This window comes from Paracoccus everestensis (assembly GCF_021491915.1).
Classification (GTDB): Bacteria; Pseudomonadota; Alphaproteobacteria; order Rhodobacterales; family Rhodobacteraceae; genus Paracoccus; species Paracoccus everestensis.
The window spans coordinates 1002573-1015131 of sequence record NZ_CP090836.1; the positions used below are offsets into that span (position 1 = coordinate 1002573).

12 protein-coding genes are annotated in these 12559 nt (G+C 64.9%); 6 read left to right on the forward strand and 6 right to left on the reverse strand.

Features of this window, described 5'->3' with window-relative positions; genetic code table 11:
* Positions 1-213 precede the first annotated feature (213 nt).
* The 6 genes from LZ585_RS04945 (at position 214) to LZ585_RS04970 (ending at position 7081) form a co-directional block, all read left to right on the forward strand.
* Entirely contained in the window at positions 214-1317 is a 1104-nt protein-coding gene (locus LZ585_RS04945; RefSeq protein ID WP_234855311.1) for an ABC transporter ATP-binding protein, read from the forward strand.
* 68 nt (positions 1318-1385) lie between these two features.
* A complete protein-coding gene (locus LZ585_RS04950) occupies positions 1386-2456 on the forward strand; it encodes an ABC transporter substrate-binding protein (protein ID WP_234855312.1) in 1071 nt (356 codons plus the stop codon).
* Positions 2457-2549: 93 nt separating this feature from the next.
* Entirely contained in the window at positions 2550-3626 is a 1077-nt protein-coding gene (locus LZ585_RS04955; protein ID WP_234855313.1) for an ABC transporter substrate-binding protein, read from the forward strand.
* A 55-nt stretch (positions 3627-3681) separates the two neighbouring features.
* Positions 3682-4767, forward strand: coding sequence for an ABC transporter substrate-binding protein (locus tag LZ585_RS04960; protein WP_234855314.1), 1086 nt, complete (start codon positions 3682-3684; stop codon positions 4765-4767).
* 61 nt (positions 4768-4828) lie between these two features.
* Positions 4829-6127 carry an ABC transporter permease gene (locus tag LZ585_RS04965; RefSeq protein WP_234855315.1) on the forward strand — a complete coding sequence of 433 codons (1299 nt, stop codon included), beginning with the start codon at positions 4829-4831 and terminating at the stop codon, positions 6125-6127.
* A 3-nt stretch (positions 6128-6130) separates the two neighbouring features.
* Complete coding sequence (locus LZ585_RS04970) at positions 6131-7081, forward strand: ABC transporter permease (protein WP_234855316.1); 951 nt, start codon at positions 6131-6133, stop codon at positions 7079-7081.
* 62 nt (positions 7082-7143) lie between these two features.
* Here the strand turns inward: LZ585_RS04970 and LZ585_RS04975 are convergent, their stop codons facing one another.
* The 6 genes from LZ585_RS04975 to LZ585_RS05000 are packed head-to-tail and all read right to left on the reverse strand — an operon-like array spanning position 7144 to position 12551.
* On the reverse strand, positions 7144-8088 hold the full coding sequence (locus tag LZ585_RS04975; protein ID WP_234855317.1) for an AEC family transporter: 945 nt from the start codon (positions 8086-8088) through the stop codon (positions 7144-7146).
* Positions 8085-8903 carry an MBL fold metallo-hydrolase gene (locus tag LZ585_RS04980; RefSeq protein ID WP_234855318.1) on the reverse strand — a complete coding sequence of 273 codons (819 nt, stop codon included), beginning with the start codon at positions 8901-8903 and terminating at the stop codon, positions 8085-8087. The genes LZ585_RS04975 and LZ585_RS04980 overlap by 4 nt, the downstream gene beginning before the upstream one ends.
* Positions 8900-9709 (reverse strand): TatD family hydrolase, encoded by an 810-nt coding sequence (locus LZ585_RS04985; RefSeq protein WP_234855319.1) that lies wholly within the window; start codon positions 9707-9709, stop codon positions 8900-8902. Before LZ585_RS04985 ends, LZ585_RS04980 begins: the two co-directional genes overlap by 4 nt.
* Positions 9710-9712: 3 nt before the next feature.
* Entirely contained in the window at positions 9713-10813 is a 1101-nt protein-coding gene (locus LZ585_RS04990; RefSeq protein ID WP_234855320.1) for a DNA polymerase III subunit delta', read from the reverse strand.
* A complete protein-coding gene (tmk, locus tag LZ585_RS04995) occupies positions 10810-11406 on the reverse strand; it encodes a dTMP kinase (RefSeq protein ID WP_234855321.1) in 597 nt (198 codons plus the stop codon). Before tmk ends, LZ585_RS04990 begins: the two co-directional genes overlap by 4 nt.
* Positions 11406-12551, reverse strand: coding sequence for a D-alanyl-D-alanine carboxypeptidase family protein (locus LZ585_RS05000; protein WP_234855322.1), 1146 nt, complete (start codon positions 12549-12551; stop codon positions 11406-11408). The genes tmk and LZ585_RS05000 overlap by 1 nt, the downstream gene beginning before the upstream one ends.
* Positions 12552-12559: the final 8 nt, after the last annotated feature.

The following is a 12559-nucleotide window of genomic DNA, read 5'->3' on the forward strand; positions in this document are numbered from 1 at the left end:
CGACGCTAGCCGCAGGGTTGCAGGGACACAAGGCCATGCGCCTGTGCCCGCATTCCCGGCAGGGACGCCGATTGCACGGGCGGGCACCGCCAATGACTGTAAGCGACCTTCACCCCGCAAGAAATGTCGCAAACAGTGTTGCACAGACGCCAAGCCGCCGCGTAACCTGTTGATGCGCTGAACAACGAAAATCGATAACAGGGAGAGCGCCTTTTGCTGGACGACCGCCACGGCGATACCTTCGTTGCCTTTGAGCACGTGCAAAAAAGCTATGATGGACAGACTCTTGTCGTCAAAGATTTGAACCTGTCCATCGGCAAGGGAGAGTTCCTGACGATGCTCGGGCCATCAGGTTCGGGCAAGACAACCTGCCTTATGATGCTTGCGGGGTTCGAAACCGCGACTCATGGGGAAATCCGGCTGGCCGGGCGGCCGATCAACCAGGTGCCGCCGCACAAGCGCGGCATCGGCATGGTGTTCCAGAACTATGCCCTGTTTCCGCACATGACCGTGGGCGAGAACCTGTCCTTCCCGCTGGAAGTCCGGGGAATGTCCAAGGCCGACCGCGAAACCCGTGTCGCCCGCGCACTGGACATGGTGCAGATGGGCAAGTTCATCAACCGCCGCCCCGCGCAACTGTCGGGCGGCCAGCAGCAGCGGATCGCGCTGGCCCGCGCCCTGGTCTTCGACCCCGAGCTGGTGCTGATGGACGAACCCTTGGGCGCCCTGGACAAGCAACTGCGCGAACACATGCAGTTCGAGATCAAGCACCTGCACGAACGCCTTGGAATCACCTGCGTCTATGTGACCCACGACCAGGGCGAGGCCTTGACCATGTCGGACCGCGTGGCGGTCTTCAACGACGGCCGCATCCAGCAGCTTGCGGCGCCCGCCGACCTCTACGAGCGCCCGGAAAACAGCTTCGTCGCCCAGTTCATCGGCGAGAACAACAAGCTGCCCGGCGTGATCGAGGAACTGTCGGGCGACAAGGCCCTTGTGCGCCTGTCCACCGGCGAGGTGATCGACGCCACCCCGGTGAACGTGACTTCCAAGGGACAGCAGGTGCTGGTGTCCATCCGCCCCGAACGGGTCGAGTTCAAGCCCGAGATGATGCCCCCCGGCGCCCACATGATCGGCGCCGAGGTGTGCGAGGTCGTCTATATGGGCGACATCCTGCGCGCCCGCCTGAAGGTGGCGGGCAGCGCCGATTTCGTCATGAAGATGCGCAATACCATCGGCCAGACCCGGCTGGAGCCGGGCCAGCAGATCAAGATCGGCTGGCATCCCGCCGATGCCCGCGCCCTCGACCCTGTCTGAGGGCCAGGGGATACCCTTGGGCCACGAATGACGGCAAATGCCGCGTATCCTTGCAGTTGGAGTGATAGATGAAAAAGACGCTTGCCCTGACCACCGCACTTGGCTTGGTCGCCTTTCCCGCGCTGGCGGATGTGAACCTGCTGTCCTGGGGCGGTGCCTATGGCAACAGCCATGTCGAGGCCTATGCCAAGCCTTTCGAGGCCGAGACCGGCATCAAGGTGAACATCGCCGACGCCGACAACCCCGCCACCCCCATCAAGGCCATGGTCGAGGCGGGCAACGTGACCACCGACGTGGCCTCGGTGGAATACGCCGATGCGGTGCGGCTGTGCGATGAAGGGCTGCTGGAGGAAATCGACCCGTCGATCCTGGTCGCTGCCCAGGATGGCACGGCCGCGACCGACGATTTCATCGACGGCGCGATCACAGAATGCTTTGTCGCGACCGACGTTTATTCGATGGTCCTGGCCTTCGACGAAAGCAGGTTCCCGGATGCCAAGCCCGCCAGCCCGGCGGATTTCTTCGACCTGGAAAAATTTCCCGGCAAGCGCACCATGCGCAAGGGCGCCAAGTTCAACCTGGAACTGGCGCTGATGGCCGACGGCGTTCCTGCCGCCGAGGTGTATGAGATCCTGGGCACGCCAGAAGGCGTGGACCGGGCATTTGCCAAGCTGGAAACCATCAAGGACGACGTGATCTGGTGGGAAGCCGGTGCCCAGCCGCCGCAACTGCTGGCGGATGGAGAGGTCGTGATGGCCTATGCCTTCAACGGCCGGATCTTCAGCGCAGCCCAGGAAGAAGGCAAGCCCTTCCAGATCATCTGGGATGGCCAGATCTATGAGATGGAAGGCTGGGTCGTGCCGAAAGGCGCGAACAACCTGGAAGACGCGCTGAAATTCGTGGCCTGGACGACATCGCCCGCCCCGCAGGCACGCGCGGCCGAATTCATCAGCTATGGTCCGCCGCGCAAGTCGGCGGCCGCCCTGGTCGGCAACATCGAAGGCTCGGACACGCCCATGGGTCCGAACCTGCCCACGACCGAGGCGAACATGACCAATGCGTTGGGATCCAACCTGGAATTCTGGGTCGATCGCGATGCGGAACTGAACGAACGCTTCAACAGCTGGCTGGCCAGCTGACCGGATCGGGGCGGGCAGACCAATGCCCGCCCCTTGCCCCAAGGGGGCCAAGAACATGGGGCAAAGACCCCTCATCAACGGGAGTTCGAGAACGTGAAAACCACACTGGTCCTATCCACCGCCCTTGTCGGCATGGCGTTTGCGGCCACGGCGCAAGAGGTCAATGTCGTGTCCTGGGGCGGCGCCTATGAGGTCAGCCAGGTCGAGGCCTATAACAAGCCTTTCACCGAGGCGACCGGCATCAAGGCCAACATGATCGCAGCCGACGATCCGGCCACGCCCCTGAAGGCGCAGGTCGAGGCCAGAAATGTCACCGGCGATGTCTTCGATCTGGCGATGGCCGATGCGATCCGGCTGTGCGACGAAGGCGCACTGATGGAATTCGATCCCGCCGATCTGCCCGCAGGTGCCGATGGCACCCCTGCCGCCGAGGATTTCGTCGATGGCTCGCTGGGTGACTGTGCGGTGGGCAATATCGTCTGGGGCACGGTGATCAGCTACGACAAGACCAAGTTCGAAGGCGAGGCTCCGACCACCGTCGCCGATTTCTTCGACACCGAGAAATTTCCTGGCAAGCGCGGGCTGCCCAAGTCGCCCAAGCGGACGCTGTATCTGGCACTGATCGCCGATGGGGTGGCGGCCGACGACATCTATGACACCCTTGCCACGCCCGAAGGCGTGGACCGCGCCTTTGCCAAGCTCGACACGATCAAGAACGACGTGGTCTGGTGGGAAGCCGGCGCGCAGCCCATGCAGCTGCTGGCCGACGGCGAGGTGGCCATGACCACCGTCTATAACGGCCGTGTCTTCGATGCGATGGTGGGCGAGGGCAAGCCCTTCGACGTGATCTGGGACGGCCAGTACCTGGAGATCAACGCCTTTGTCGTGCCGAAGGACGCCCCCAACCCCGAGGCTGCTCTGGAATACGTGAAGTTCGCCACCGGCACCCAGCCCTTGGCGGATCAGGCGAAATACATCGCTTATGGCCCGGCGCGCAAATCCTCGGCGCCGCTGGTTGGGATGTATCAGGACGGCACGACCGAAATGGCACCGCATATGCCGACCGAACCCGACCACCTGACAACCGCCGTCGTGGACAACCCGGAATTCTGGGCCGACCACGATGCCGAACTGTCTGAACGCTTCAACAGCTGGCTGGCTGGTTCCTGATCGGGCGGCGCCGGCATGGCGCCGCCTTCACCCAAGGGTTTCGAAAGAGCAAAGCATGACCAGACGACTGATTGCAGGCACGGCCCTGGCGCTGATGTCCGGGGTTGCGGCACAGGCCCAAGAGGGGCCGATCAACATCACCACCTATGGCGGCGCCTTTGGGGCCGCAGTGAACGAGGCCTTCGTCAAGCCCTTCACGGCCGAGAAGGGCATCCAGGCCACGATGGTGGACAACGACAATCCGCCTGCAACGCTGAAAGCCCAGGTCGAGGCGGGCAACATCACCAGCGACGTCTTTGACGTCGAGCAGTCGGACGTGCTGAGGCTGTGCGACGAGGGCCTGATCGAGCCGATAGACCCTGCGATCCTGCCTGCCTCGGCGGACGGCACCCCGGCGGCCGAGGATTACCTGCCCCAGGCGCTGCATGAATGCGCAACGGCGATCATGGTGTGGTCCACGGTCATCGCCTATAATACCGAAGCCTTCCCGGACGGTGCGCCCACGAGCGTTGCCGATTTCTTCGAAACCGAGAAATTCCCCGGCAAGCGCGGCATTATCAAGCGGCCGAAATACGTCATGGAATTTGCCTTGCTGGGGGACGGCGTGCCGGCCGACCAGGTCTATGACGTGCTGTCCACCCCCGAGGGCGTTGACCGCGCTTTCGCCAAGCTGGACAGCATCAAGGACGAGGTCGTCTGGTGGGAAGCGGGCGCCCAGGCGCCGCAGCTTCTGGCCGACAAGGAAGTGACGATGACGCTGGCCTATAACGGCCGGATCTTCGATGCCATCGTCGATGAAGGCAAGCCCTTCGCCTTTGTCTGGGATGGTGCGAACCTGGACATGGACTATTGGGTCGTGCCGATGGGTGCGCCGAACAAGGAGGTGGCGATGGACTTCATCGCCTTTGCCTCGGACCCGACGCGGCAGGCGGACCTGTCGAAATACATCGCCTATGGTCCGCCGCGCGAATCGGCCTCGGCCAGTGTCGGCACCTACAAGGACGGCACCACGGAAATGGCGCCGTACCTGCCGACGACACCCGAGAATGCCGAGCGCGCCCTGGTCAACGATGCAGGATTCTGGGCCGACCACGATTCCGAACTGACCGAGCGCTTCAACAGCTGGCTGGCCGGTTCTTGACAGAATGATTGCCGCCGCCCGTGCCGGTGCCGGGCGGCGGCCCTGATACTTTGAGGAATTCATGGCAAACGCTCTTGATCCGCACGCAGCCATTGCGACAACGGCCACCGGCCTGACCGACGGGGCGCTGCGGACCACCGATGGCATGCCGTTGGTCCGCGCCCTGGCCCGGTCGCAAAAGCGCGCACGCCGCCGCGCCTTTCTGCTGGTGCTGCCGCTGCTGGCCTTTATCCTGATCACCTTCGTGGTCCCGATCGGGCAGATGCTGCAACGGTCGTTCTATAACGACGGTTTTTCGGCCCATATGCCGCAACTGTCGCAATGGTTCGACGACAATCCGCGCGGCGCGGAACCCGACGAGGCCGCCTGGGCCGCCCTTGCCACCGACCTGCAGGCCGCGGCCGAGGCACGCACCATCGGCATCGTCGGCACCCGCATCAACTATGACGTGCCGGGCACGCGTTCGCTGTTCACCTCGACCGGCAGGCAAGTCCGCCGGGGGCTGGAGCCGCCCTATCAGGCGGCCCTGCTGGACATCAACGACGACTGGGGAAGTCCTGCCCTGTGGTCCGCAATGCGCGAGGCGTCCAGTCCCGTCACCAGCAACTTCTATCTGGCCGCGGTGGACCGCACCCGCGCCGACGACGGCAGCATCGCCCCCGTCGAGGAACGCCAGCAGGTTTACGTGATGCTGTTCATGCGCACCTTCTGGCTGTCGCTTGTCATCACCGCCACCACCTTTCTGCTGGGCTTTCCCATCGCGCATCTGCTGGCAACGCTGCCGATGCGGAAATCGAACCTGCTGATGATCTTGGTGCTGCTGCCCTTCTGGACCTCGCTTCTGGTGCGGACCACAAGCTGGATGGTGCTGCTGCAACAGCAGGGGGTCATCAACGACATCCTGGTCTGGCTGGGGGTGATCGGGGGCAGCCAGCGGCTGCAGATGATCTATAACCAGACCGGCACGATCATCGCCATGACGCATATCCTGCTGCCCTTCATGATCCTGCCGCTGTATTCGGTGATGCGCACGATCAACCCGTCCTATGTCCGGGCGGCGCGCAGCCTGGGGGCGACAAGCTGGACGGCCTTCCGCCGGGTTTATTTCCCGCAAACGCTGCCCGGCCTTGGGGCAGGGGCGCTGTTGGTGTTCATCCTGGCCGTGGGCTACTACATCACGCCCGCGCTTGTGGGTGGATCGTCGGGGCAGCTGATTTCCAACATGATCGCGATGCACATGACCGATACGCTGAACTGGTCGATGGCGGCCGCGCTTGCCGCGCTGCTGCTGGGCGCGGTCCTGCTGCTGTATTGGGTGTACGACCGGATGGTCGGCATCGACAACCTGAAGCTGGGGTGATCCATGGCTGTTCCGACCTATGCAACCCCGCTGGAGCGCATCTGGCACTATTCCTATCTGGTGATCTGCGGGCTGATCTTCTTTTTCTTGATCGCGCCCATCGTGGTGATCATCCCGTTGTCCTTCAACGCCGAGCCGTATTTCACCTTTACCGACCGGATGCTGTCCTTTGACCCCGAAGGCTACAGCACCCGGTGGTATCGCAGCCTGCTGACCTTTGGGATGCAGAACCCGGACGCGACCGGCTGGGCCTTCTGGTCGGATGCCTGGAACAACGCCAACTGGGTCAAGGCCGCGAAGAACTCGATCATCATCGGGGTATTTTCGACGATCCTGGCCACGGTCCTGGGGACACTGGCCGCCCTTGGCCTGTCGCGCCCCGAGATGCCGTTCCGCCGGGCGATCATGGCGATCCTGATCTCGCCCATGATCGTGCCGCTGATCATCACGGCGACGGGGATGTTCTTCTTTTATTCGAACCCTTGCGAGTTGCTGGGCATCGTTGGCCTGCCCACCAATTGCGGGCGGCTGGCCGGCACCTATCTTGGCGTGATCCTGGCCCATGCGACGCTGGGGATCCCCTTTGTCATCATCACCGTGACTGCGACGCTGGTGGGGTTCGACCAGTCGCTGAACCGGGCGGCGGCGTCGCTGGGGGCCAACCCGCGCACCACCTTTTTCCGCGTGACCATGCCGCTGATCCTGCCCGGCGTGATTTCCGGCGCGCTGTTCGCCTTTGTCACCTCGTTCGACGAGGTGGTGGCGGTGCTGTTCATCGCCGGACCCGAACAGCAGACCATTCCGCGCCAGATGTGGAACGGCATCCGCGAGCAGATTTCACCCGCCATCCTGGCGGTGGCGACGCTGCTGGTGATCTTCTCGATCGCGCTGCTGACCACGGTGGAACTGCTGCGCCGCCGGTCTGAACGAATCCGGGGCGTGACGCCAAGGTAAAGCCGGGGGTTTCACACCCCCGGACCCCCGCGGGATATTTGGGCCAAGGCAAAAGGGCCGGGTCAGGGCAGGATCGCCAGCCACATCCAGATCGACAGGATCGAAACGGCGGTGCCGACAAGGACCGTGGTCGCCGCGACCCGCTTGGCGGCGCCGTAAAGATTGGCGAACAGGTAGGCGTTCACGCCGGGCGCCATGGCGGCGGTCATCACCGCCGATCGCAAGCCCGCATCGTCCAGGCCCGTGATGCGGCCCAAGGCATAGGCGATGCCCGGATGGACCAGCAGCGAACAGGCGCAGCACATTGCAATGGCGCCCATGTCGCCTTCGGGGCGATAACGGTAGAGGACGCCACCCAGACCAAAAAGCGCGGCGGGCAGGGCGGCAGCGGCGATCATGTTGACGGCGGCCCAGAAGCCCTCGGGCATGACAAGGCCCGCCTGTTGCAGCACGTTCATGGCCATGCCCGCCATGATCCCGATCACCAGCGGCGTTCGCAGGACGCCGGTGATCGCGCGCAGGGCAACCCGGCCCACTGACAGTCCGCTGCCCCGGGCGCGGGTGAACTCCATGAAGGTGATGCCGAAGGTGTATAACAGCGGCGAATGGATCGCGATGATCGCCCAGTTGCCCGACAGCGCGTCCGGCCCATAGGCGCGTTCCATGATCGGAATGCCCAGCAGCAGACTGTTGGAAAACAGGCAGACGAAGCCGATCGCCACGCAATCCATGGGCGGACGGTTGAACAGGAAGCGGGCCCCGGCCCAGCCGATGAAGAAGCTGGAAAAGGCCCCGACATAGAAAGGAAGCAGCAGTGCGGGGCGGAACTCGGTCCCCAGGTCCAGCCGCGACATCGACGCGAACAGCAGCGTGGGCGCGGCAAAGTTCTGCGCGAAGACCATCAGCCCGTCCACCGCGCTTTCGCGGAAGATGCCGCGCCAGGCCACGAGATAGCCGAAGCCCACGATCAGGAAGACCGGGACGATGATGTTGAACAGCGCGCTCATAGCGCGGCGGGATGGTCGGGGGTATCTGATGTCGTTTCGATCACCATGCCGTCGAAGGCAGGGACGACATGGTCGGGCGTGGTGGCCGCGACGGTGGCGTAATCCATGTCGATATGCATATTCGTCAGCACCGCGCGCGGGGTTTGCGCATGGGCTATCCAGTCAAGCGCCTGGGCCAGATGGGCATGGCTGGGATGGGGCTGCGGTCGCAGGGCGTCGCAAACAAAGACCTCGGCCCCTTGGATAAGGGGCCAGGAGGCGTGGGGAATATCGGACACATCGGGCAGATAGACCAGCCCGCCAATGCGCAGGCCCAGGGCGGTGATCTCGCCATGCTGGACGCGGAACGGGATCAGCGTGACCGGACCGCCGGGGCCATTCACGACGATGGGGCCGTCGATCACGTGCAGGTCGCAGATCGGCGTGTAATAGCTGCCGGGCGGGGTCTTGAAGATATAGCCGAAGCGGTCCAGCAGCTGTTCCGAGGTGGACATATCGGCCCAGGCGGGGATCAGGCGGCCGGCGTTATAGGCCACCTGCCGCAGGTCGTCGATGCCGTGGATATGGTCGGCATGGGCATGGGTATAGACCACCGCGTCCAGCGTCGCGACATTCGCATCCAGCAGTTGCGGCACCAGGTCGGGGCCGGTATCGATCAGCACCTGCGTTGTGCCATCGGGACCGGGACGTTCCACCAGCAGCGAACAGCGGCGGCGGCGGTTCCTTGGCTCGGCCGGATCACAGGCACCCCAGCGGTTCCCCAGCCGGGGCACCCCGCCCGAGGATCCGCAGCCCAGGATCGTTGCCCGGATCATGCGGCCGCCTTCGGGAACAGACGGTTGAAATTGGCCGAGGTCTGGGCGGCGAACTGGGGGTAATCCATGCCAAAGACCTGGGCGACGAGGGCCGCGGTTTTCGCCACATAAGCCGGTTCGTTGCGCCTGCCCCGATGGGGGGGCGGGGCCAGGTAGGGGCTGTCGGTTTCCACCAGGAGGCGGTCCACCGGGGCCGCAGCAAAGATCGCGCGCAATTCGGTTGAACGGGGAAAGGCCGCGATCCCGGACATCGACAGATAGAAGCCTAGGTCAAGGGCCGTCTGCGCCAAGCCTGCGCCCGAGGTGAAGCAGTGCATCACGCAGGCAAAGCCGCCGGCGCGGTGTTCCTCGGTCAGGATCCGGGCCATGTCCTCGTCAGCGTCGCGGGAATGGATAATGAGGGGCAGGCTCGTGCGGCGCGCGGCCTCGATATGGATGCGGAGGCTTTCCGCCTGAAGGGCGGCGCTTTCGGCGGTATAGTGGTAATCCAGCCCAGTCTCGCCGATCCCCACGAATTTCGGATGGTCCGACAGGGCGACAAGCTGGTCCAGCGTGGCCATCGGTTCCTCGGCCACGCTCATCGGGTGGGTGCCGGCGGCGTAGAAGACGCCATCGTATCGTTCGGCCAGGGCGCGGACCTGGGGTTCCTGCCGCAGGCGGGTGCAGATCGTGACCATGCGGGTAACGCCTGCCGCGCGGGCGCGGTCGACCAGGGCGTCGTGTTCGCCTTCGAAATCGGGGAAATCCAGATGGCAATGGCTATCGACGATCGGCGGAGGGGCCGACTGAAAGGCCTCATGGGACATGGATCAACCTTTGGCTGGCGGGGCGGATCGCGCGGGCGGCAGATGCGCCAGTTCGATCAGCATATCCATCACCAGCGCGGCGGGGTCAAGGTTGACCGCCCGCCCGGTCCGGGCGCGGGCCGACAGCCGCGCCTGCGCATCGGCCCAGGCGCGCGCTGCCGTGTCGTCGGGGGAAAGGCGGGCCAGCAGCGCGCCCTCGCCCCGCGCGGCCTGGGGCAGGGGGGCACCCATCAGGCCCGCCCGGGCAGTCCGGGCCAGAAAGCGGTCCAGCACCGTCATCGTCAGGTCGAAAGGATCGCCATCGACCCCCGCACGCCCCGCCGCACCCTCGGCAAAGGCGGCAGCCAGAGGACGGTCCAGTCGAGGCAGGGTGGACATCAGTTCGGTCAGTTGCTGGTAACGGTCAAGGCCTCCCTGGCCCGCCAATCGCAGAGCCTCGCCCACCGAACCGTCGGACAAGGCGGCCAGCGCCTCGGCATCGTCGTCGATTCCCAGATGGGCCAGCACGTTGCCCATCCGCGTGGGATCCAGCGGCAGCAGGCGCAGGGTGCGGCAACGGGATCGGATGGTCGGCAAAAGACCCGCAGGCTGATGGGCGACGATCAGGATCAACGCGTCCGCGGGCGGTTCCTCCAATATCTTCAAAAGCGCGTTGGCGGCATTGGGGTTCATGTCGTCGGCGGCGTCGATGATGGCGACACGGCGCCCGCCCTCGGCAGCCGACAGGTGAAAGAATGACAGCAGCCGCCGGATTTCATCGACCGTTATCTGCGCTGACAGGCGGCCCGCCTTGTCGTCCCAGGGGCGGCGGACCAGATGCAGGCGTGGTTCGGACAAGGCGGCGATGCGCCGCGCCTCGGGCGTGTCGGTGGTGCCAAAGGAACCGGTCCCCAGCATCCAGCGGGCGATGGCCCAGGCCAGCGTGGCCTTGCCCACGCCACGCGGGCCGGTCAGCAGCCAGGCATGGTGCAGGCGTCCGCCCTGGGCGGCGTCCATGAATTCCGCAATGGCCCTGTCCTGGCCGATCACCCGGTCGGTGTGGCGCGGATGGGGGGCGCCCGGCACGCGGTCGGGTTCGGGAATGTCGTCGGGATCGGCCTTCACAACGCGGCCCGGATGCGGGCTGCGACATCGCCCGCGCTGCCGCTGCCGTCGATCAGCCGGACGCGCGCGGGAAATTCCCGGACCAGGGCGCGAAAGCCTTCTGCCAGCCGTTTCTGGAAATCCAGGCCCAGGCTTTCGAAGCGGTCCTCGGCCCCGCCGCGCGCATTGCCCCGGCCAAGGGCTGTTTCCGGGTCCAGGTCGATTACAAAGGTCAGGTCAGGCTCGACCCCGATCGCAAGGTCGTGCATCCGGTCCACAAGCCCGCGCAGATCGCCGCGCGTGGCGCCCTGGTAAACGCGGGTGCTGTCGGCAAATCGGTCGGTGATGACGGTGTTCCCGGCATCCAGGGCGGGGCGGATCGTTCGTTCCAGGTGATCGCGGCGGGCGGCGGTGAACAGCAGGCATTCGGTTTCCGCCGACCAGCGTTCGCCCGCGCCTTCGACCAGCAGGCGTCGGATCTCCTCGGCGCCCGGGCTGCCGCCCGGTTCGCGGGTCAGGACGACCTTGCGGCCGTCGCTGCGCAGGGCATCGGCCAGCAGGCGGGCCTGCGTGGACTTGCCGCAGCCGTCGATCCCCTCGAAGCTGATGAACATCAAAGGCCTGCGGCCTCGACCGCCTTGTGGCCCAAGCGCATGACGGCGCCCTTCATCCGGCCTGCGAAACCTGCTTCGGGCACATCCTCGGCGGCCAGCAAGGGGGTGATGGCATCCTGCGCGCCAGGGACGGTCACGACCAAGCGACCGATCTGGTCGCCCTTGGCGATGGGGGCGGGAATGGGGGAATCGTACACGGCCTCGACCTTGACCTGATCCTTGGATCCGGCGGGCACCAGCACGTTGACGCCGTCCCTGGTGGTCATTCCGATCCGGGGCGCGGTACCCAGCCAGACCGGAGCCTCCAGCACGGTATCCCCGGCAGGCACCAGGGTTTCCATGCTGAACTGGCGGAAGGCCCAGTTGACAAGGCGTTCGGATTCCTCGGCCCGCGCGGTTTCGCTTTGCAATCCGCTGATGACAAAGATCACCCGGCGCCCGTTCTGGACGGCGGATCCGACCAGGCCATAGCCCGCTTCCTGCGTATGGCCGGTCTTCAGGCCGTCTGCGCCGATGTCCAGCTTCAGGATCGGGTTGCGGTTGAAGCGGTTCGACGGCACCCGGTCCATATAGCGGAATTCGGTCAGGGAAAAATCGCCGTAGTATTGCGGGAAATCCTGGATCAGGTGCATGGCCAGCATCCCCAGATCCTCGGCCGACATGACATGGCCCTCGGCAGGCCAGCCGGTCGAATTTCTGAAGACCGAATGCTTCAGGCCCAAGGTCTTGCCACGCTCGGTCATCTGGCGGGCAAAGGCTTCCTCGGTCCCCGCCAGCCCTTCCGCCAGGACCACGCAGGCGTCGTTGCCGGACAGCACGATCACGCCCTTGATCAACTGTTCCACCGTCGGCGTGTCGCGGGGTTCCACGAACATCTTGGACCCGCCCATCTGCCAGGCCTTCGTGGACACGGGCAAGGTGTCTGTCAGTTTCAGGCGGCCGTTCTCCAGCGCCTCGAACACCATGTACAGCGTCATCAGCTTGGACATGGATGCGGGCGGGATCGGCGCTTCGGCATTCTTGGACATCAGCACGGTGCTGGTGTTCACGTCATAGACCCAGGCAGATGTCGCGTTTGTTTCGAACGCCTGCACCGGGGCGGCCAGACACAAAAGGGCGAGAAGCCGCAGCAGGAACGCGCGCATGGAAGATC